The sequence below is a fragment of the Streptomyces sp. NPDC093085 genome (genome assembly GCF_040683935.1).
Taxonomy (GTDB): domain Bacteria; phylum Actinomycetota; class Actinomycetes; order Streptomycetales; family Streptomycetaceae; genus Streptomyces.
Window position 1 is genome coordinate 94,368 of the sequence record NZ_JBFBFB010000017.1, and the last position, 20,300, is coordinate 114,667.

The following is a 20,300-nucleotide window of genomic DNA, read 5'->3' on the forward strand; positions in this document are numbered from 1 at the left end:
ACCCAGGGCGATGACATAAGGTCACACCGCCGGGGGATTCGAACACCCGAACTGGGGGGACAGCGTGGGGAACGGGCGGTGGGTGATCCCGGTGCTGGCCGGGCTGGTCATGGCTCCGGTCTCGCTCGGCCTGGGCTATCTGATGATCTCGACCGTCAACGACGGCGACGCCCAGGTCGGCACCGGCGCGCCCGCGCCGATGTCCACCGAGCTCAAGGACGGGGACGGCGGCGTACCGCCCGAGTACGGGCAGCTCATCCTGGACGCGGCGGCCGACTGCAAGCCCAAGCTCCCCGCCACCGTGCTGGCGGCCCAGCTCAAGCAGGGCAGCAACTTCCAGCCGCGCGCCCAGTCGCTGGAGTCCGGGGACCGCCCGCCCGCGCAGGGCATCGCGCAGTTCCGCCCGGACGCGTGGAAGCTGTACGGGTACGACGCCGACAAGAACGGCACCCCGGACGTCTGGAACCCGGCCGACGCCATCCCCGCCCAGGGCCGCGCCATGTGCGCCCTCCTGGAGAAGGCGAAGGAGCACCCCGACTACCGGGGCAAGCCGATGGAGATCGCCCTGGCGGCGTACCACGCGGGGTGGGACACCGTGGCCGAGGCGGGCGGCGTGCCGCGCGCCAGCGGCGAGGACGGGGCGACGTTCGACTACGTACGCGGGGTGCTGAAGGTCTCCGCGTACATGGTCGTCCCGGCGGGCGGCTCGCTCCCGGGCCAGTGGACCCTCCCGGTGACGGGCCCGGCCGGCGCCCCGTACCACCAGAAGGGCCCGAACTGGTCGACGGGGCTCCACACGGGCCTCGACTTCCTCGTGCCCACCGGCACGGAGGTACGGGCGATCGGCCCCGGGGTCGTCACGACGGCGGGCGACGGCGGCCTCTACGGCAACCAGATCGTCATCCGCCACGACGACGGCACGTACAGCCAGTACGCCCACCTCTCGCAGATCCAGGTCGCCGAGGGCCAGCGGGTGGAGGGCTCCACGGTCATCGGCCTCTCGGGCGCGACGGGCAATGTGACCGGCCCCCACCTGCACTTCGAGATCCGCACGGGCCCGTCCTTCGGCTCGGACCTCGACCCGCTGCCGTACCTGCGCGAGAAGGGCCTGATCAGCTAGGCCCTGCTCGGGCAGGGCCTGGCCAGGGCCTGTTCAGGCAGGGCCTGCTCGGCCAGGGGCCGGCACCCCGCGACGGAGGGCGCCCGGGGGCCGGTTGCCGGTTGCCGGTTGCCGGTTGCCGGTTCAGACGGTCACGACGGTGACGTTCCCCGACTCCCGGAACGGCGCGAGCTGTTCCTCCGTGGCGCCGGTGTCGGTGACGAGCGTCCAGGCCCGGTCGAGCGGCGCCCAGGCGGTGAAGGGGCGCTGCCCGAACTTGCCGCTGTCCGCGAGGACATAGACCTCGGCGCCGCGCGCCGCCATCAGCTCCTTGAGCGAGGTCTGCTGGAGGCTCGCCTCGCAGATCCCGAGCGCCGCGTCGAGCCCGTCCGCGCCGAGGAAGACCTTGTCGGCGGTGAGGCGCGAGAGGGCGAGTTCGGCGAGCGGGCCGACGAAGCCGTGGCTGACATGGCGCAGGGTGCCGCCGAGGGTGACGACCTCGATGCCGTCCGCCTCGGCGAGCTCGACCAGGGTGGTCAGCCCGTTGGTGATGACGGTGAGTTCACGCCGCCCGCGCAGATGACGGGCGAGCCGCCCGGTGGTCGTACCGGCGTCGAGGATGACCGTATCGCCGCGCGCGATCCGCGCAGCCGCCCACCGCGCGATCCGGTCCTTCTCGGCCACCGCGAGCCCTGAACGCTGGTTGAGGGAGGGCTCGGGGGCGTGCCCCGGGGTGATGGCCCCGCCGTACGTACGGGCCAGCTTGCCCTGCTCGGTGAGGAGGGCCAGGTCGCGCCGGATGGTGGAGGGGGTGACCGCGAGCGTACGGGCCAACTCCTCCACGGCCACGGTGCCGTCGGCGGCGACCATCCGCAGGATCAGCTCCCGGCGGTCCCCGGCCCGGGGCCGCTCACCGGGGGCGGCGGGGCCGGAGGTTTCGGGGCCGGGGGCGGCGGGGCCGGGGGCTTCGGCTGCGTGCTGCGGATCCATCGCGTCGTCATCCTCTGGTCGCCCGGGGTCACCGGACAGGTTAGCGCCCGCCGCGTGCCTCGGGCGGGCGTCGTCGGACGCCGTGGGACGCCGTCGGACAGGGCCGCCGGCGTCCTCGTCTCAGAAGACAGCGTACAGAGTCTTGCGTACTTCACGCAGCACATGTCAGCGTTCTGCACGCAACGCGCAGCACTCGGTATTCGGTGTGCACAGCATCCGGTGCTCACGGCATTCGGTGCGCACGGCATTCGGGCGCGCCCAACGGCGGGCGGCGAGGCGGGAGAAGCATGACGACGGCAGAGACGACGGACCACGCACCGGACGACCGCCCTCCGGGCGCCCCGGACACCCCCGGCTCCCGGGCCGCCCCGGCCTCCGCGAGCGCCCCGGCCGCCCCCGACCCGTACGCGCTCCGCCCCGCCGACGCCGAGGAGCCGCCCACCGGCTTCCGTGGCACCGTACGGCGGCTGGGCCCCGGCATGGTCCTCTCGGCGGCCGTCGTCGGCTCCGGCGAGCTGATCACCACCACGGCGCTCGGCGCGAAGGCCGGGTTCGTGCTGCTGTGGCTGGTGATCATGAGCGCGCTGGTCAAGGTGTGGGTGCAGATCGAACTGGCCCGCTGGACCATCCTCACCGGCCGTACCGCGCTGGCGGGTTACGCCCAGGTGGGCCCGAGGCTCGCGGGCCGCCGCCGTACCGCCGCCGAAGCCGACGGCACCTCCGCCACCGGCACCTCCGCCGCCACCGGGGTCGGCTGGATCAACATCCTGTGGATCCTGATGGACTTCGCGAAGATGCTCCAGCGCGGCGGCCTGATCGGCGGCACCGCGGCGGCGTGCAGCATCCTCCTCCCCCTCGGCGGCCCCGCCCTCGGCACCACCTCCCTCACCATCTGGACCGTGATCACCGTCGCGGCCGTGATCGCCCTGATGTACTCAGGCCGCTACAGCGCCGTCGAGAAGACCGCCTTCGTGACGGTGGTGATCTTCACCCTGATCACCGTGGGCCTCGCGCTCGGCCTCCCGTGGACGGACTTCTCGTACGGCACCGGCGAGCTGGCGGCCGGCCTGACCTTCGCGATCCCGGCCGGCACGGTCGGCTTCGCGGTGGCGATGTTCGGGATCACGGGCGTCGGGGCCGACGAGATGACCACGTACACCTACTGGTGCCTGGAGAAGGGGTACGCGCGGTGGACCGGCCCCGACGACGGCACCGAGGAGCGCGCCCGGCGGGCGGAGGGGTGGATCCGGGTGATGCGGATCGACGCGCTCCTCTCCTGGGCGGTCTGCACCCTCTGCACGCTCGCCTTCTACGTGATCGGCGCGGCGGTGCTCCACCCGCAGGGCCTGGTGCCGCAGGGAAACGAGATGATCACCACCCTCTCCCGCGTCTACACCGACACGCTCGGCCCCTGGGCGCACGTCCTCTTCCTGGTCGGCGCGATCGCGGTGCTCTTCTCGACGCTGGTCGGCTCGACGGCGAGTGTCCCCAGGCTGTGGACGAACACGCTGGGCCTGCTGGGCGTGATCGACTGGACGGATGTACGGGTCCGTACGCGCGCCGTCCGCGTCCTGACCGTGGCGCTGCCGCCGCTCTGGGCCTCGTTCTACCTCTTCATCCGGTCACCGGTGCTGATGGTCCAGATCGGCGGGGTGGCGGGCGGGATCTTCCTGCTGGCGGTGGTGATCGCGGTCTGGCACCTGCGCGCGGCGGACGTCGACGAACGGTTCCGGCGGAGCAGGGGCCTCAACACGGCGCTGGTGGCAAGCAGTACGGCGATCGGGGCGCTGGGGGTCTACTCGGTGCTGGAGGTCTTCGGCCTGGGAATCGGCTGACACGGAGCGCACCCACGGGAGGAAGGGACCCCCATGCAAGAGAACAACCACCCCGAGCAAGCCCCCCAGAACAACACTCAGAACGATGCCCGGAACGACCTCCAGAACGACGCCCGGAACGACCCCCGGGGCACCCCCCAGAACAGCACCCGGAACGCCCCCCTGAACCGGGAGAACACCCCCACCGGGGAGAGCATCCTGATCACCACCCCGAGCTTCGCCCAGACGTCCCGGGCCCCCTGGGAGATCTTCGAGGCGGCCGGCTTCCCGGCCCACCGCACCCCGAGCACCCACCCCCTCCCCGAAGCGCGACTCGCCACCGAGGCGGCGGAGATCACCGCCCTGGTGGTCGGCCTGGACCCGGTGACGGCGGCGGTGTTCGAGGCGGCGCCCCGGCTGAAGGTCGTCGCCAAGCACGGCGTCGGCACGGACAACATCGACCTGGACGCGGCGCGCGAGCGGGGCGTAAGGGTGGTGAACGCGCCCGGCACCAACACCGGCGCCGTGGCCGACCAGACCTTCGCCCTGCTGCTCGCCGTCGCCCGGAAGATCGTCCCGGCCCATGTATCGGTCACCGAGGGCCGCTGGGACCGCTTCTTCGGCAGGGAGCTGGCGGGCCGGACGCTCGGGGTCGTCGGCTTCGGCAGGATCGGCCAGGCGGTGGCGCGGCGCGCCCGGGGTTTCGACATGGAGGTGGTGGCGTACGACCCGCACCTGCCCCCCGAGGTCTTCGCGGAGGCAGGCGTACGCTCCGCACCGTTCCCCGATCTCCTCCCGGCCTGCGACGCCATCACCCTCCACCTCCCCCTCGCCCCGGACGCCGGACCACTGCTGGGCCGCCAGGAGCTGGCGGCGCTCCGCCCCGGCGCCCTGGTCCTCAACACGGCGCGCGGCGGCCTGGTGGACGAGGAGGCGCTGGCCGAACTGCTGCACAGCGGCCACCTGGGCGGCGCGGGCATCGACGTCTTCAGCGCCGAACCCCCGGCCGGCAACCCGCTCCTGGGCGCGCCCAACACCGTACTGACCCCGCACTGCGCGGCCTTCGGCGACCAGGCGAACCGGGCGATGGGCATGGCGGTGGCGACCGACGTGGTACGAGTCCTCCGCGGCGAGCCCCCGCGGAACGCGGTGGTCTGACACGGCCCCACCCGCCGCCCGGAATGTCCCCCTCCACCCGGAACCACCCCCTCCAAAGCCCGTCCCCCACCCCAATGCAATACCTCTGACCTGGAAAAACAGACAGTCTTTGGCAGGTCGGCTGTCGAACGCCCTGACAAGGTGTCATAATGGGTCGCGTAGCCCTTCGTGCATCCCCCGTCGCGAAGGGCTACACCTCTGCCCAAAGCTCATCAGCATCAGGAATGGGCCCCCAGAGAGCGGACGAATTGCCGCAGAACCCCTCCCCCAAGAACGCGCCACCCGCGCAGCCCTCGTCACCCACATCGGCCTCATCGGCCTCATCGCCCTCATCGACCTCCGAGTCACCGTGGGCCCGGGTGACAACGGACATCCTCCAGCCCAGGAACGTCATCCTGGCCGGCATGCCCGCGATAGGCCTGGCCACGGCGGGCGACTGGACCGGCATCCTGTGGGGGCTGCTGGCGGGGGTGTGCGCGGGGCTCGTACCGGCCGGCTACATCTCCTGGCACCTGAAGCGCGGCGCCTGGGCCGACCGCCATGTGGCCGACCGTACGAAACGCGCCCCGATCTTCTTCGTCATCCTGAGCTCGATCGGCACCGGCACGCTCATCATGGTCCTGGCGGACGCCCCGGCCGGCATCCTGGCGTCGATGCTCGCCCTGTGGCTGATGACGGTAGGTCTCCTGGCCGTCAACACGGCATGGAAGATCTCCGTCGACGCGGCGGTGGCCTCCGCCGTGGTGGCCCTCCTCGCGGCAGCCCACTCCCCCTGGTGGCTCCTGGCCTACGGGCTGGTGGCGGCGGTCTGCTGGTCCCGCGTGGCCCTCTCGTACCACACCCCCGCCCAGACCCTCGCGGGCACGGCCCTGGGCGCGACAACGGCATCAGCCCTCCTCTTCCTCTGAAGCCCCGCCCACTCCCCCGTCCCTCTTACCCCCCGTCTCCTCCCCTTCCTCTCACTCCCCCCACCCTGACGTGACATCCAGCGTCTCCAGGCGTCCGGCCACCGGGGCGGAGGCCGCGGCGGCGGCGATCTCGTCCTGGATCTCGCTGTTCCGCAGGGCGAGGTGGCGGAGCCGGGGCAGTCGGGCGCCGGAGAGAATCGGCGCCAGGTCCGCGACCGTACCGTCGCCGCCGTATTCCGAGGTCCCCAGCCACAGTTCCAGGAACTCCAGCGCGGGCAGCTCGCTGGCCCCTATCCCCCGGACGACCTCCGCCGACAGCCCCGCGCTCTGCACGGTCAGCCTGCGCAGGCCGTCATGGCGGAGCGCGGGAAAGGCCAGGGTCAGCTCCTCCCCCATGCTCTCGCCCTCCCCCGCCCGCACCCCGAACTCCTCCAGCGCGGGGAAACCGGCCAGCAGCGGCGTGACATCGGTCTGCCCGATCCGGGAGAGCTCGCACTCGTCGTCCAGGATGTCCCCGAGGAACACCGCCCGCAGCGCGGGCAGCCGGTCCCGCGCGGCCAGCAGCGCCCCGATGGCCTCGGAGGGGTCGGTGTCCTGGGCGTCCCCCCAGTCCCCGACGATCAGGGCCCGCACCCCGGCCGTGTCGACGGCGTCGAGGAACCTCCCGAAGGTGCTCTCCCACGTGTCCTCGCGGCGGTACGTCTCCCCGGGTATCAGCCAGTGCGAAGTAATCCGCCAGGCCACGGCCCCGGCAGCGGGCAGCGCCCCCTCTTCTTCCCCGAGTTCTCCCCCGCGTTCCCCGGGCGCGGGAAAAGTGAACGCGGGCAGGCCGTGCCACTCGTCGAGGTACTCGTGGAAACTCATGCGCGCTGCTCCTCCCGTCACGACGCGTCAGAACCGGGGCGTCCGTCCACCGCCCCTCAGTTCTACCAAGCCGCACTGACAACGCCCCCGCCGACAGAACGCACCGGCCCACCGCCCCGGCGGCTCACCGCAGGGGGATATCCCCACCCCTCACCCACACATCACCCGCACCACCGATGCGCAGGCCAGCCGCATTCCGCGACCGCCCGACCCCTCAAAGAATGGACACCGCACGGCAGCCGCGCCGGCCCCCCTCCCCCCTCTCCCCCAACGCCCAGAGGATCCCCCATGCCCCGCATCACCCCCCACACCCACCCCCACCCCCGCACCCACTCCACGAACCGATCCCGACTGACCCCGGCCCTGCTCTCCTTCGCCCTGCTGGCGCTGACCGCCGTCACGGTCAGGGCCTGGAGCGACAGGGACTCCCCCGCCACCCCCTCGCCCCCGCATCCCGTCCGGGCGGCCGAAGGGCAAAGGCCGCATCTGGTCGACAACGACGGTCACCGAGTGGCCTTCTACGTGACGCGGGGCAAGGGCCCCACGGTCGTCCTGGACTCGGGCGGCGGCGAGGACTCCTCGCAGTGGAAGGACATCGTTCCCCGGCTGCACGCGGCGACCGGTGCCACCGTCATCACCTACGACCGGGCCGGGCTCGGCAAGAGCGACGTGGTGCCCGGCCCGTGGAAGGCGGAGAACGCCGTAAGCGACCTCAGGGCGGGTCTCAGGGAGCTGGGCGTCACCGGGAACATAACCCTGGTGTCCCACTCCCAGGCCGGCGAGATCGCGACCTGTCTGGCCAGGGAGAACCCGGAGCTACTCTCCGGGGCGGTCCTGGTGGACGCCAATGTGCCGCAGTTCTTCACGGACGAGGAGATCCCCCGCCTGGTGGCCGCGACCCAGCCGCAGGTCGACGCGGCCAGAAAGGCCCCCGAGCGCCCGGAGAACCGCCAACTCCTAGCCACCGCTAAGGACTTCGCCCCTGCACACAAGGCGTACCACAAGGTGGCGTGGCCGGACTCGGTACCGGCAACGGTCCTGGTCTCGGAGAAGACCCCCTTCGAGGCTTCCCCCGAGGACGCCCGACGCTGGCGCGAAGCCGCCGCGTCCTTCGTCCGGGCGGCACCGAACCGAACGCTGGTCACCGCGAAGAGCACATCCCACGAAATCCCGGCCGAGCGCCCCGACCTGGTGCTCCAGGAGATCGAATCAATGCTGCCCGCACCACACTGACCCCACGACCCCACAGGGCCCCACCGCTCACCCCTCACCCTTCGCGCCCCCGCAACGCCGCCACGAACACCCCGAACGCAGACGCGGCGAACACCAGCACCGCCCCCTCAGAAACCTTGGAATCCCGCACAGGCACGACACCGGCGACCCCATGGGCCACCTCCACGCACTGCCCGCCACTGCCGTCGCTGTAGGAGGACCTGATCCACTCAACCGAGTCGGGACTCAAGTCAGCCCTCGCTCCGCCGCAACGCCGCCACGAACACCCCGAACGCAGGCGCGGCGAACACCAGCACCGGCCCCTCAGAAACCTTGGAATCCCGCACGGGCACGACACCGGCGACCCCGTGAGCCACCTCCACGCACTGCCCGCCGCTGGCGTCGCTGTAGGAGGACCTGATCCACTCTGCGGTGAAGAACTTCGAGCCAGCGCTCATGCGCGGTACTCCTTCGACAATGTCCTGATCAGCGCCAGTGACCGACACGGTGACAACGCGTGTGCTCTGAGCAGATCATAATCATCCAGTGCCGGGGTGACCGTCCGGGGAGAGTCGTGCATCCTGCCTCCTACCCGGGTCTCCGTGTACAACACGGCAGGCGAGTCCGCGAATTGCAGCACCGTGAATTGCTTGCTGTGCGCAGCCGGAGCGCCCGCACTGAACGGCAGGACCTGAAGGGTGATGTGCGGCGACGCGGCGGCCGCGACCAGATGGTCGAGCTGCCCGGCCATGACCTCGGCGTCACCCACAACGGTGCGCAGGCAGGCCTCGTTGAGGATGGCCCACAGCAGCGGCGGGTTCTCCCGCTCGAACACCTCCCGTCGGCGCAGCCGCGCGGCCACCTTGCCTTCGATGACCTCGGGCTCCTCCTGAACGAAGTACGCCTCGAAGATGGCCCGCGCGTACTCCTTCGTCTGGAGGATGCCCATCACGAGGTTGGACGAGTAATCGAGTATCCGCGTCGCTTTGCGCTCCAGGTCGAGGTACGGCGCGAACCAGCTCGGGTGGTCCCCCTCGTCGATCCGGCGCAGCATCCCCACGAAGAGCCCGTTCGTACCGAAGGCCAGGTCGCAGCCCCGGGCGAACTTCTCGCTGGCCATCCACTGGCCGCTCTCCACCCGGCTGACATACGCCTCGGAGTACCCCGTCGCGTTGCCCAGCCGCTTCTGCGTCAGCTTCCGCCCGAGCCGGACGGTTTTGACGTCAAGTCCAAAGCGCTGGAGCGGATTCAAATGCTCGACCGCCGTCGCCTCGTCCACTGCTGTGACCTCCTGCTGAGCTGATCACGCACGGCATTGCAGCAGGCAACCGCCTTGCGTGATGCCGCTCAAGTAGGCCCATTCTATTGGCTCCTCCGTTTTTCCGGTGAGCAAATGACTACACCCGGTACACGACCGGGTGAGGAACCAACCGGACAAGGAGCTGCGCAATGGCACAAAGCGAGGCCCGGCGGCGCATGTCGCTGCTCATCGAGGCGTACGGGACGGACGGCGTCCTGGTCGTACAGAAGACGGCGCCCGCCGCGCCGCTGACGTGGCCGCCCTGCGAATGCGGCAACCCCGTATGCCCCGACTACCGCGGCCCCGACGGCGGACAACCGCCCGGCGAACGGCCGGCCGGCGGCCGAGCGGCCTGCGGCGGGGACGGCACCGAGCCGGGTGCGCGATGAGGCCCGTACGGACGTGGCTGTCGGCCAAGCGCGAGGCCGCCGCACGGTGGTGGGCCCTCCGTGACCGAACTCTCCGGGACCGAACTACCCGGTACCGAACCCCCCGGGACCGGGGCCTGTGGCGCGAGGCGCGCGCGCTGTACGCGGACCCGGTCCACGGCCCCGCCGAGCGGGAACTGCTCCGCCGCCGCATCGACCTGTGGCACCACCGCGAGGCCGCCCGCGCCGAACTCGACTCCGTACGCGCGGAATTGGTACGGGCGGAGCTACGCGCCCTGGACGAACCCGCCCTCTTCCACCGAATCTTCGGCGACCCCCCGCCCCCGCCGCCACCCGGCTAGACCGCGCCCGGGGGATACGCACCCCCCGGGGCTACGGCACCTCCGGTCGCACCAGCGCGCGGGCGTACGGCTCGCCGGTCCTCTCCGCGTACACCATCCGTTCGCGCACCTCGCCCAGCGTGCGCGGACGGTAACCCGGGCCGCCGCAACAGCTCTTGTGGAAGCGGACCCCGGCGTTCAGCAGCACCGAAAGCGTCCGCCAGCCCGCCGCGTCCCGCCGCCGGGGCGGCGCGAAGGCGGAGCCCACGTGAATCAACACCCGTGCACAGCGCGGGCAGAGCCGCTCGCGGTCATCGCCGTACCCGCCGTAGGGCTGCTTGTACGAGGCCCGGCAGGGCAAGCAGACATAAGAACTCTTCCCATGGCCCATACCGCCCAGAGTAGAAGCCGGCCCGGCACGAACTCGACCGGATTTCTCGGCCGGGGGCGGGACGCGTTCGACGTAATCGACGGCGACCGTGTCGTACGACTCCCGTACGGCGGCCAGATAGGAGGGCTCGGCCATGCGGACGACCGTAGACCAGGCCACCGACAGCCCAGGGCACAACCACAACCTTCGCCCGATCAGAACGACAAGCCCCGCCCACTGCCGCCCCCTCCCATCCCCTCAACTCGGCTCCAGCGCCTCCACCCACCCGTCATCCCCCGCCGGCGGAACGAAGAAGTACCCGCCCCCGGTGGTCAGCAGGTACTTGGCCATCGCCTCCCCCTCCAGCCGCCTCTGTACGGCTTCGAACCCCTGGGCCAGGTCGCGCTGGAAGCAGGAGAAGAGCAGCCCGGTGTCCCCGTTCCCCCGGTCGTAGCTGTACCCGCGCCGTACGAGCGGGGCCGGGTGGCGCCGATCGGGGGTGGCGAGCCGTACATGGGAGTCGAGCGGGGTCAGCCGGCCCCGGGGGTCGGCACGGTAGTTCGGCTGCTCGTCCACGGGCGCCCCGTCGAGCCAGCGCCCGTCCCGCCGGCGCCCGACGATCCGCTCCTGCTCCTCCACGGAGTCCTTGTCCCACAGCTCCGTCGCCAGCCGTATGACTCGTACGACCTGATAACTCCCCCCGACCGCCCACCGGGGCTCCCCCCTGCCCCGCCCGTACGAGCGCCCGGTCCAGCGCCTCGCGCTCCGACGCCGGATTACCGAACCCCTCGGTGAAGTGAAACGGATTCCGGGCCAGCGCCCGACCGCCCTCCACCCGGTTCCCGGCCCGGCTCCCCTCCACCCGCCACCGCACCCGCCACCCGGCCAACCCCCCGAGGACCCGCTCGGCCCCCGCCCGTACCTCACCGGTGCGCTCCCCGGCGACCTGCACCAGCACATCCCCGTGCGACTGCGCGGGATCCAGCAGATCCCCCGCGAACCCGGGCATCGCGACAAGTTGCCGGGGCCGCTCAGTGGCGCCCCGGAACACCCCCGCCCCCAGGGCCACCCCCACGGAGACCCCGCCCCCTCCGGCGGCCTGAGCCCCGGCCACCACCGCCCGCAGCGACCCACCCCGCCGATCCAACGCCACCAACACCACCCGAGACGGAGCCTCAACCCCCCGCAACTGCACCGGAGTCCGAGAACCACCATTCTCCCGCCAGCCATCGGCCCCCTCCCCACGGGCCAACAGACCGCCGACGGCAACGGCCCCCACCGCCAGCCCGGCCGACGAGGAACCCAGCAACAGAGCCCTGCGCCTCACCCCACCCCCTCAGGAGAGGGATCGTTCGCATGCGTCACCCGCGAGTGGGGGCAAGCACCGACCTCCCTCCCCGCATGCACACACCGGTGATTCTGATCTTCAGCGCAGACCGCAAGCCTCATTTAAAACTTCCGTTCCCTTCCCACGAGGCCGACCCGCCAGTACCGGCCCCCTCTCGCCCATCGAGGAAACAGGTCAGTCTCCCCCAAGGTGGAGTTCCACCGAAACATCCTCCGCGCAGCACGCGGCCAGCCTCCGGATGGCAGTCAGGATATCGCGCCCCGATTCACCGTCGACCGAGCCTCGCATCCGCACCTCGCCAATTTCCGTCAACATCTGAAATCCCCCTCGAATTCTGCCCACCAACAGGCGAAATCCTCGCGCCCGTGAAGATATTTTCCAGGAGATTCGAGCAGATCCGCACCCGCAAGCTGATCCAAAGCGCGCCAGATCTTTGAATCAACAGCCTCAGCGCTCTCCTGTTCCATGACACGCAGCGCCCAATCGGCTGCCTCGCCGGGAGAAACCACACCCTCAGCAAGGCGCTCCAAATAACTGCCGACCAGCTCTCGAAGATCTTCTCTCATGACACCCTCAGAATGTTCCTGTGAAGTTTCCCTCAGGGTCGAACATGTAGTGCACCTTACGTCCGCCTGTAACACTGACGTCAGGCCGAACGATTCGAACATTCCCGGAGGCATCGAGCGTCTCGTGCCAGATCCGAGCAGAATCCGTCCCGGGATCCCATTCACGCACGAGGCGGCGGCCAATCATTTCGCCAGGATTGCGGGCTCGCGCGACACTCCCATAGAAGCGAATCCTCCCGTTCTGAAGCTCCTTTATCCCGCCCTGCCCATATTTTTCGGCCTGCGAATAGAACCGCTTCAGCCGGGCGGCATTCATGGCATCACTTGCGCCACTACCGCAATTGTGAACGAGAACCGGCGTCTCGCCCGCCACCGCATAGTACGTATGCAGGTCGTCGACGGTCAGGTTGTAGACCGTGGTCGACTCCGTGCGGTGGCTGATCGCTGTGATCTGCGTCCAGGTGCCCGCGCTGGTGCGGAGCCACTGGCCCGGGTGAAGGTCACCCGCGTCGACCCACGCGTCGAGTTCCGGGAGCCAGAAGGGGTGGCCGTCGGTGGCGGTTATCTTGCTGGGGGTGCCGTTCTCCTTGGTGGCCAGGGTTATTTCCGTCAGGGCCTTTGTGCCCGTGCCCGCTATCAGGGCCGTTACGCGGCGCACGCCGGTCTCGCCCGTTTTCGGGTCCGTGGCCCGAACCTTGTCGCCGATCCTGACGTCCTTGATGGGCTTCTGGGTGCCGTCCGCCATCAGGACCGGGGTGTCGGCCGTGAAGCTGTTGAAGGGAGCTTTGCTGAGGCAGCCGACGCCTTGCGCCGCCTTTCCGCCGATCCCCGCGCCCAGCATCCCGCCCAGGCAGCCCATCGCCGCCGCGCTGCCCACCTGGCCCCAGTTGACCTTGCGGCCCGAGAGGCGTTGCGCCAGCCAGTCGATGCCGCCGTCGAACAGGGCGTTGCCCGCGCAGGCGGCCAGCAGGGGGTTGTTGCCGCTCGGGTCGGTGTACGTGGTGGGGGAGCTGAGGGCGTATTCGTAGAGGTTCGTGCCGCCCGCGTAGCCGATCGGGTCCTGCGAGATGAAACGGCCCGTCTCCGGGTCGTAGTAGCGGTTGCGGTAGTGGAGCAGGCCCGTGCCGTCGTTCTCGCGGCCCGTGAAGGTGTACGGGTTGGCCGACTCGGCGCCGGTGGCGGTGGGTTGGCCGTTCGGGTCGTACGTGTAGCGGGTCGCCACCGTGCCGTCCGGGTCCGCCAGGCCGACCACCGTGCCGAGCGCGTCCGTGAGGTAGACCTGGGTCCTGCCGTTCTCCGTACGGGTCAGGTACTCGTCCAGGCCCGATGTCGCCACCGTCGCCGTCGTGTCGCCCGAAGCGGACTGCTCCGCAAGGGGGTTGGAAGCGTCCGTCAGGTAGCGGCTGGTCGTGCCGCCGACCGTTCTGGACGAGCGGGTGCCGAGCGGGTCGTAGGTGAAGGCGCTGTTCAGGCCGGTGTCCGCCGCCGCCGTGCCGGTCAGTTCGCCTCGGGCGTTCCAGGTGTACGTGCGCTTGCCGTCGGAGAGGAGCCGGCCCTCCGCGTCGTACGTGAAGGAGCGGCCGTTGAACGTCGTCAGGCGGTTGTCCTTCCCGTACTCCGCGCCCGTCTCCGCCGCCGGGAGCGCCACGCTCGCCAGGGAGCCGGTCAGGCCGGTCTGGAGTGACCGTTCGTCCCGGGTGTAGGTCAGGTCCCCGATGGGGGTGCTTCCCCGCGCGTAGGCGATGGCCTGCGTGGTGCCCGTCTTGTCGTAGGTGGTCGCGCGCGTGATCCCACCGGGCAGCGTCGCCGACCTCTCGCGGCCCACCGCGTCCAGCGCGAAGGTCACCGCCTGGTCGCCGGTGGTGACCGACGTGAGGATGCCGGCGGCGTCGTAGCCGTAGCGGGTCGTCGGCGCGGCCGGGGTTCCGGAGGGCGTCATCTCCGTACGGCGGTCCGCGGCGTCGTAGCTGTAGCCGACCGTGCCGGTCGGGCCCGTCACCGTCTTCGTGCGGTCGTACGCGTCGTACGTGAAGGACTGCGTGACCGGGGCCGCGCCTGCCGCCGTGTCCGTGACCGTCTTCGGGAGGTCCACGCCGTCGTAGCCGTAGGTCGTCGTGGACTCGGCGCCGCCCGTGACGTTCACGCCGTACTTGCTGCTCGTCGGGCGGCCCAGCAGGTCGTACTCGGCCGTCGCCACCTGGCCCGTACGGCTGGTCGCGCGGGTCAGGCGGCCCGCCGCGTCGTACCCGAACAGCGCCTGCGCGCCGAGTGGGTCCGTGGCCGACTTCGGGCGGTCGGCGTTGTCGTACGCCCAGGTCGTGGCGTGGCCCCGGGGGTCGGTGAGGGTGGTGAGGTTGCCGTTGTCGTCGTAGGCGAGGATGGTCCGGCGGCCCAGGGGGTCGGTGAGCTCGCGGGGCTGGTTGAGGGCGTCGTACGTCACCTCCGTACGCGCGCCGGCCTCGTCCGTGGTCGCCGTCGGCCGCCCGGCCGCGTCGAGGAAGCGTCGGGCCGTGCGGCCTTCGGCGTCCTTGACCGATACCAGGTCGCCGCGGTCGTAGGTGTACTCCGTGACCGCGCCGGACGCGTCCGTGACCGTCGCCAACTGGCCCTGGGAGGTGTGGGTGAAGGCCGTGGTCCGCTGCTCGGGGTCGGTGACGGTTCGGAGGTCGCCGGCCGCGTCGTACGCCAGGGTGGTCTCGTTGCCCAACGGGTCGGTGACGGAAGTGGGCTGGTCGTACGGGCCGTCGTAGACCGCCGTTCCGGAGGAGCGTGCCTGCGGCGTACCGGCCAGTTCCGTGGCGGAGGTGACGTAGCCGTGGGCGTCGTAGGTGAGTTCCGTGCGGCGGGCGTACGGGTCGACCACCGCGTCGATCCGGTGGTACGGGCCACGCTCGTAGACCGTCTTGCGGGCGAGGGGGCTGCCCAGGGCCTGGGTGTCGGCCACCCCGTAGCCGTCCGCGTCGAACTCGACGCGCCGCACGGAGCCGCCGGGCTGGGTGACGGTCGCGGAGGTGACCTTGCCGGCGCCGGTCTGCGTGTACTCGAAGGCGTACTTCGCGCCTTCGGTGAGGGTCTGCACCTTGACCCGGCCGTCGGCGTCGAAGGTGTTGGTCATGTACGTGATGCCGCGTGCGTCGACGGCTCCGGCGATGCGGTTGGTCGTGCCGTCGTACTCGTAACGGCTGGCCTTGCCCGCCGGATCGGTGACGGTCTCCAGGCGGCCGGACGTGTCGTAGGTGTAGCGGGTGGTGCGGCCGGTGTTGTCCTTGGCCGAGGAGACGCGGTGCTCGGCGTCGTAGGAGAGGGAGATCCAGCGGCCGGAGGGGCCGGTGATGCGGGTGAGTTCGCCCCTGTTGCCGCTGAGCCGGGTCAGCTTGGTGGTATTTCCGTGCCGGTCCCGAATCTCTTGCAGAGCTGCGTACTGGGGGAAGACCCAGGCGGCCCCGTCGCGGAACTGGAGTTCCCAGTGACCGTCGACGTCGAGGATTTTCGTGCCCCGGAACGCGGATGATGTGTCAAGAGGCTCGAAGACCGCGTCCCGGTAGCCGGTGCCGGCCGATGTGCGGACGAAGTGCACCTTCGCGCCGCCCGGCAGATAGAGATCGACCTCCTCGTACTGTTTCTCGGCATGCAGGAAGGCGTTGTACGACAGGTCCCGGCCGATCCCGAACGCACGCTTACGCGTGTCCCCCTGCCAGTAGGTACGGCTGACATCGATCGACCCCAGGGCATCGGGGACCGCCAGGTCGGTTCGGGAGTCCGTGAGCATCCCTGTGGACAGCTCCACGGGGTCACCGGAGAGCCAGTCGACGGCCTCCTTGACCCACGGAACGTCCCAAGGAGTCAGGTCACTGATGTTGAACATGGCCCCGTGGAAGGCCCAGATCCGCGTTTTCGCGTCGGGTACCACCTGCCGACCGTCCGCGCTGACCGCACCGCGGCCGTAGACGTACCAGCCCTTCTTCTTCGGGTCGTAGTCCATGAACTCGACGCGGCTGCCCGGGGCTTCCCGCGTGTAGTTCGGATAAATGACCTGCGCGCCCTCTGGGAAGACGTAGGTGCCGCCGGGCTGGACGGTGAAGTAGACCGGAACAACACCGTTGGTGGGCAGCGGGAACGGCGGCCGGTCGATCGGGATCGCAGTGATGCCCAGCTCGGTGACAGGCTCGCCGTGTTCGTCACGTACCACCGAGCCCTTGGGAATACGGACCTCAAGGCCGGGGATCTTCGGGGTCCTCAGTACGACTTCTGCCTTGGCCGGGGCGTCGAATCGTACGGTGTGCTTGGTGTCCAGCGGGGTCATCCACACCGGGAAACCGAGGTCGGTGGTGGTGCCGGGTGTGGGTTCGATGTGGATGTCGAAGCGGCCGTACCTACGCTGCTGGGTGTTGGCGCTCGCACCGTCCACGACCAGGGTGGCCGTTTCCGCGTCGATCCCCGCCAGCAGGAATCTGCCGCGCGCGTCGGTACGGGTCGTCTTCTTGCCCGCCTTGACGGTGACTCCGGCCAGCGGCTTTCCATCAAGTTTCAGGACGTGACCGGTCAGCGCCGTCTTCCCGGGCGGTCCGCGCAGCGTCGGCGGGGACTTGGGCGCCTTGCCACGGAGCGTGAGCCAGTCACGGCCTTCGAGTTGGGAGGCGTTCGGCTGCCAGGCGTCCGGGCCGGTGGGGACGGCGCCGGGAGCGGGCTCCGTCTTCTGGGCGGCCTTCTTCGCCGTTGTCTCCGATGCCGCCGATGACTTCGCCGTTCCGGCCGTCTTCTCCGCGGCAAGGCTCTGAGTGGCGGCCAGGCCCACGTTGTATGTACCGGTCTGGCGCGTGGTGGGGTCGACCGTGACCGTGTACGTGCCGTCGGCGGGTAGTTCGGCCAGCGCGTACGAGAGCGTGGTGGCGCTCATCGAACGGGCGTTCACCAGCCAGGTGCCGTCCGGGTTGCTCACGGAGAGGCTCCATGCCGACGGCGGCTGACCGTAGCCGAGCGTGAGTTTCTGACCCTTGGACCCGGTGAAGGTGTAGTGGCCGTTACCGCCCGCAGTGGCGATCTGTACCGGCCGGAGGCCGCCGCCCACCGTGAGCGTCCCGCCGCTCACGTCCGGGATCAGGGTTGCCGTCAGTTTTCCTGTGGTGGGAGCGGTGGGCCGGATGTAAAGGTAATGCGTACCGGCGGCCAGCGGGGCCCGTAGGGCCACGTCGACAACCGTGCTGAGCACGGATCCCACGGATGCCTCACCACCCCCGCCCGGAGGAAGATGCTTGATGAGCGACGACTTGGTGAGGGTGGATTCGCTGAACACGACTGCGGCGCCGTCGCCCGCCGCCGCTTCGGTGGCGAACCTGAGGAACTGGCCGGGGCGGGTGATGTCGCCGGTGGCTTTCGGGACGGACGCGGAGAGGCTCACGGGGACGGCCCCGGAGAGCCAGAACGTCAGCGCGCCGGTCACGGGGGTGCCAGGCGTCAGAAGCAGGGTGTACGTCGCACCGGCGGTGAGGCCGGTGGCGTACACCGCGCCGTCGCTGTTCTTGCTCACCGAGGTGAGCACCGTCCCGGTGCCGCCCGTCGGCCCGAACAGCCGAAGCGCGGTGGCGTCCGGCATGGTGTTGGCGGTGAAGCCGAACCCGAGTGTCCCGCTGTCCGGCGCCGTGAATTCGGCCCTGGCCCGCTGCCCCGGCCGGGCGAGGTCCAGTCGCGCCGACGCTCCGTCCACGGCCGGGGTGATCTGTACGTCGGCCGAGAGAGTCAGGGACAGGGACCCGGTGGCGCCCTTGTACGGGTCCACGACCAGCCGGTAGACACCCGATTCCGGCAGATCGGAAAGGCTCACCGTGGTCGCGGAACCGGCCCCGATGTTCTGCTGGTTCACTACTTTTGTACCCGAAGGAGCGAAGACGGTCAGGTACGAAAGAGCCGTGAACGTGTTGTCGGTGACGCCGACCGAGAGGTCGTCCCCAGCCTCTGCCCGGAACGTCGCCTCGCCGTCCTGGCCGAAGCGGTCGACCACGAGAGGCGCCTTCGCGCCGGTCGTCGTCAGCTCACCCGCGTACGACGGGAGCGAGAGCGCCAGGGTGAGCGTGCCGGTCCCCAGTGACTGCGGCTGCATGACTACGGTGTATGTGCCGGACACAGCCAGAGTCGGGCTGTCCCATTCCGCACTTGCCCCCGAAGAGACGACGAGACTGTCTCCGAACCGCTGTCCGTCAGGCCCCCGGACCTCCACCGAGGTGGACGAGGTGAATCCCGCCGCAGCCACGCCGAGCGACACCCGCCGACCGGCCTGGCCGGTGAAACGGGCGATGCCGTGCTGACCGGGCCGAGTAACCGGCAGCGTGCTCTCCGGTCCCACCACACCGAGATCGCCCGCATCCACATCGCGGGACAACGTGGCCAAGAGCCGTCCCGTACTGGCCTGGAAAGGATCTGCTCGTACCGTGTAGCGGCCCGTCCCGGGCAGCGACTCAAGACGGGCGCTTCTCGTGAGCCCGTTCGAGAGGCTCGTGCTGTAGATCTGGGTTCCGTCCGGTCCGTACACGGTGATCGCGGTCGACCTCGACATCGCGGTCGCGTCGAAGCCCAGGCTCCGCGACTCGCCGGCCGTGGCCTCGAACGTAAGCTTCCCGTCCTGTCCCTCCCGGGCGAACAGCAGCTCGGCGGTGGGCTCGTCCGGATCGAACACCGGGGTCACGGGCCTGGAAACCGTCACCTTCACGGCTCCGATGTTGCCCGTCCCAGGAATGAGGATCAGCGAGTACCGACCGCTGAGGGGTACGTTGAAGAACTCCAGGTCAGCAACGGGATCGTAGACCGTCTTCGTTCCGCCGACCGGATTACCCTGAGGATCGACAAGTTGAGTCGCCACTGCGGCGTTGAACGTATTTCCGGCGAAGCCGAGGTTGATGTCGTCACCCTCGTCGGCGTCGAAGAGCACCTCCGCACGGTTCCCGGGCGTCGTGACGGCCACAGTCGGCGGTGACGGATCCGTCACCGAGGTCGTCACCGACATCTCGATCTCGCCCGCCCCGGCGCCCGACTGCACGGTGAAACGGGTCGTGGGAACCGTCCTCCCCTCGGCCGTCTCCACCTCGATCGGGCCCGTGACCGCGCCCGTCGGCACCCGTACGGTGAGCGAGGTGTCCCCACGCTCGGTCACCTCGGCCACGGCGCCGCCGCCGAACCGCACCACATTGCCGGGGACGGAAGCCGCGAACCCCGCGCCGGTCAGCGTGACGACGGTGCCCACCGGGCCCGTCGCCGGGTCGACCTTGGTGATCGAGGGGCCCGCCGCCGCCAGGGCGAAGGGCTCCGGGGTCTGTTCCGTCGTGCCGCTCGTCGTCACCGACACCTTGCCGTCGGCCGCGCCCGCCGGGACCGTGACGACCAGGCGGGTCCGGGACGCCGAGACGACCTCGGCCTGCTTGCCGCCGAACGTGACCGTGTTGGCCGCCGGGGTGGGGGCGAAACCCGTACCGGAGACGGTGATACGGGCGCCCGCCGCCGCGCGGACCGGGACGAGGGAGAGGACCGACAGCCGGCTGGACGGGTAACGGTCGACGCCCAGGCGGTTGCCCGCGTCGTCGTAGCGGTAGCGGGCCGTCTCGCCGTCCGGGTCGGTGACGCCGACGAGGCGGCGGGCGGCGTCGTAGGCGTAGACGGCGTTGTCGGTGGCGGGGGCGTCGGCGGCGGCGTCCGCGGCGGCTGTTGCCCGCGGGCCGCTCGGCTCCGGCGCCCCGGACGGGGCGTGGTCGGCCGCCGGAGGCGCGCCGGGCCGGGCGGATGCGGCCGCCGAGGGCGAGGAGGGAGAGGAGGACGACGGATCCGCGCTCTGCGTCGCGCCGGCCACCGCCTCCGTCGATACGAGGCCCGCCGACAGGGCCACCACCAGCAGGCCGGTCGTCAACGCTCTGGTACGCGCGGACAGTCGGACTCCGAACCGCTCGCCGTGCACACGCACGCGCCCTCCCCCACAGA

At 70.5% G+C, this 20,300-nt stretch carries 15 protein-coding genes and 2 pseudogenes; 7 read left to right on the forward strand and 10 right to left on the reverse strand.

Annotated features, from left to right (window positions below; genetic code table 11):
• Positions 1 to 82: 82 nt before the first annotated feature.
• The gene (locus AB0O07_RS32380) at positions 83 to 1,120 is read left to right on the forward strand and encodes a peptidoglycan DD-metalloendopeptidase family protein (protein WP_365640140.1); all 1,038 of its coding nucleotides are present in this window, start codon (positions 83 to 85) and stop codon (positions 1,118 to 1,120) included.
• Positions 1,121 to 1,243: 123 nt separating this feature from the next.
• Here the strand turns inward: AB0O07_RS32380 and AB0O07_RS32385 are convergent, their stop codons facing one another.
• The gene (locus AB0O07_RS32385; RefSeq protein ID WP_365640142.1) at positions 1,244 to 2,089 is read right to left on the reverse strand and encodes a DeoR/GlpR family DNA-binding transcription regulator; all 846 of its coding nucleotides are present in this window, start codon (positions 2,087 to 2,089) and stop codon (positions 1,244 to 1,246) included.
• 287 nt (positions 2,090 to 2,376) lie between these two features.
• Between AB0O07_RS32385 and AB0O07_RS32390 the strand changes: the two genes are divergently transcribed.
• The 3 genes from AB0O07_RS32390 (at position 2,377) to AB0O07_RS32400 (ending at position 5,969) form a co-directional block, all read left to right on the forward strand.
• Complete coding sequence (locus tag AB0O07_RS32390) at positions 2,377 to 3,924, forward strand: Nramp family divalent metal transporter (RefSeq protein ID WP_365640144.1); 1,548 nt, start codon at positions 2,377 to 2,379, stop codon at positions 3,922 to 3,924.
• Between the two features lie 33 nt (positions 3,925 to 3,957).
• The gene (locus tag AB0O07_RS32395) at positions 3,958 to 5,061 is read left to right on the forward strand and encodes a phosphoglycerate dehydrogenase (RefSeq protein ID WP_365640146.1); all 1,104 of its coding nucleotides are present in this window, start codon (positions 3,958 to 3,960) and stop codon (positions 5,059 to 5,061) included.
• A gap of 359 nt (positions 5,062 to 5,420) precedes the next feature.
• Positions 5,421 to 5,969: a hypothetical protein gene (locus AB0O07_RS32400; protein WP_365640148.1), complete on the forward strand. Its 549-nt coding sequence runs from the start codon at positions 5,421 to 5,423 to the stop codon at positions 5,967 to 5,969.
• Between the two features lie 63 nt (positions 5,970 to 6,032).
• Here the strand turns inward: AB0O07_RS32400 and AB0O07_RS32405 are convergent.
• A pseudogene (locus AB0O07_RS32405) lies at positions 6,033 to 6,833 on the reverse strand (leucine-rich repeat domain-containing protein); the annotation flags it as partial.
• Between the two features lie 288 nt (positions 6,834 to 7,121).
• On the opposite strand from AB0O07_RS32405, the gene AB0O07_RS32410 reads away from it, so the two are divergent.
• Positions 7,122 to 8,066, forward strand: a complete 945-nt coding sequence (locus AB0O07_RS32410) for an alpha/beta hydrolase (protein WP_365640150.1) — start codon at positions 7,122 to 7,124, stop codon at positions 8,064 to 8,066.
• 34 nt (positions 8,067 to 8,100) lie between these two features.
• Here AB0O07_RS32410 and AB0O07_RS32415 read toward each other — a convergent pair whose 3' ends face one another.
• From AB0O07_RS32415 to AB0O07_RS32425, 3 genes are read right to left on the reverse strand one after another with little or no spacing between them, the layout of a single operon-like run.
• Positions 8,101 to 8,295 carry a DUF397 domain-containing protein gene (locus AB0O07_RS32415; protein ID WP_365640151.1) on the reverse strand — a complete coding sequence of 65 codons (195 nt, stop codon included), beginning with the start codon at positions 8,293 to 8,295 and terminating at the stop codon, positions 8,101 to 8,103.
• 1 nt (position 8,296) lies between these two features.
• On the reverse strand, positions 8,297 to 8,503 hold the full coding sequence (locus tag AB0O07_RS32420) for a DUF397 domain-containing protein (RefSeq protein WP_365640153.1): 207 nt from the start codon (positions 8,501 to 8,503) through the stop codon (positions 8,297 to 8,299).
• Positions 8,500 to 9,324, reverse strand: coding sequence for a helix-turn-helix transcriptional regulator (locus tag AB0O07_RS32425; protein WP_365640156.1), 825 nt, complete (start codon positions 9,322 to 9,324; stop codon positions 8,500 to 8,502). Before AB0O07_RS32425 ends, AB0O07_RS32420 begins: the two co-directional genes overlap by 4 nt.
• Before the next feature lie 170 nt (positions 9,325 to 9,494).
• On the opposite strand from AB0O07_RS32425, the gene AB0O07_RS32430 reads away from it, so the two are divergent.
• Positions 9,495 to 9,734, forward strand: a complete 240-nt coding sequence (locus AB0O07_RS32430) for a hypothetical protein (protein WP_365640159.1) — start codon at positions 9,495 to 9,497, stop codon at positions 9,732 to 9,734.
• Positions 9,731 to 10,075 (forward strand): hypothetical protein, encoded by a 345-nt coding sequence (locus AB0O07_RS32435; RefSeq protein WP_365640161.1) that lies wholly within the window; start codon positions 9,731 to 9,733, stop codon positions 10,073 to 10,075. Before AB0O07_RS32430 ends, AB0O07_RS32435 begins: the two co-directional genes overlap by 4 nt.
• A 31-nt stretch (positions 10,076 to 10,106) precedes the next feature.
• Here AB0O07_RS32435 and AB0O07_RS32440 read toward each other — a convergent pair whose 3' ends face one another.
• From AB0O07_RS32440 to AB0O07_RS32460, 5 genes and pseudogenes are all read right to left on the reverse strand, one after another.
• Positions 10,107 to 10,445 (reverse strand): deoxyxylulose-5-phosphate synthase, encoded by a 339-nt coding sequence (locus tag AB0O07_RS32440; RefSeq protein ID WP_365640288.1) that lies wholly within the window; start codon positions 10,443 to 10,445, stop codon positions 10,107 to 10,109.
• Positions 10,446 to 10,682: 237 nt separating this feature from the next.
• The gene (locus AB0O07_RS32445) at positions 10,683 to 11,384 is read right to left on the reverse strand and encodes a Dyp-type peroxidase (RefSeq protein WP_365640163.1); all 702 of its coding nucleotides are present in this window, start codon (positions 11,382 to 11,384) and stop codon (positions 10,683 to 10,685) included.
• A pseudogene (locus AB0O07_RS32450) lies at positions 11,338 to 11,751 on the reverse strand (Dyp-type peroxidase domain-containing protein); the annotation flags it as partial. The pseudogene AB0O07_RS32450 and the gene AB0O07_RS32445, both read right to left, overlap by 47 nt.
• A 329-nt stretch (positions 11,752 to 12,080) precedes the next feature.
• Entirely contained in the window at positions 12,081 to 12,338 is a 258-nt protein-coding gene (locus AB0O07_RS32455) for a DNA-binding protein (protein WP_365640165.1), read from the reverse strand.
• A 7-nt stretch (positions 12,339 to 12,345) separates the two neighbouring features.
• Positions 12,346 to 20,283: an RHS repeat-associated core domain-containing protein gene (locus AB0O07_RS32460; protein ID WP_365640166.1), complete on the reverse strand. Its 7,938-nt coding sequence runs from the start codon at positions 20,281 to 20,283 to the stop codon at positions 12,346 to 12,348.
• Positions 20,284 to 20,300 lie beyond the last annotated feature (17 nt).

Excerpts from the sequence above, each read along its gene's own strand:
- AB0O07_RS32385 (WP_365640142.1), bottom strand. The coding sequence starts at position 2,089 with ATGGATCCGCAGCACGCAGCCGAAGCCCCCGGCCCCGCCGCCCCCGGC.
- AB0O07_RS32390 (WP_365640144.1), top strand. The coding sequence starts at position 2,377 with ATGACGACGGCAGAGACGACGGACCACGCACCGGACGACCGCCCTCCG.
- AB0O07_RS32395 (WP_365640146.1), top strand. The coding sequence starts at position 3,958 with ATGCAAGAGAACAACCACCCCGAGCAAGCCCCCCAGAACAACACTCAG.
- AB0O07_RS32410 (WP_365640150.1), top strand. The coding sequence starts at position 7,122 with ATGCCCCGCATCACCCCCCACACCCACCCCCACCCCCGCACCCACTCC.
- AB0O07_RS32420 (WP_365640153.1), bottom strand. The coding sequence starts at position 8,503 with ATGAGCGCTGGCTCGAAGTTCTTCACCGCAGAGTGGATCAGGTCCTCC.
- AB0O07_RS32430 (WP_365640159.1), top strand. The coding sequence starts at position 9,495 with ATGGCACAAAGCGAGGCCCGGCGGCGCATGTCGCTGCTCATCGAGGCG.
- AB0O07_RS32435 (WP_365640161.1), top strand. The coding sequence starts at position 9,731 with ATGAGGCCCGTACGGACGTGGCTGTCGGCCAAGCGCGAGGCCGCCGCA.
- AB0O07_RS32440 (WP_365640288.1), bottom strand. The coding sequence starts at position 10,445 with ATGGGCCATGGGAAGAGTTCTTATGTCTGCTTGCCCTGCCGGGCCTCG.
- AB0O07_RS32445 (WP_365640163.1), bottom strand. The coding sequence starts at position 11,384 with ATGTGCTGGTGCAGGTCGCCGGGGAGCGCACCGGTGAGGTACGGGCGG.
- AB0O07_RS32455 (WP_365640165.1), bottom strand. The coding sequence starts at position 12,338 with ATGAGAGAAGATCTTCGAGAGCTGGTCGGCAGTTATTTGGAGCGCCTT.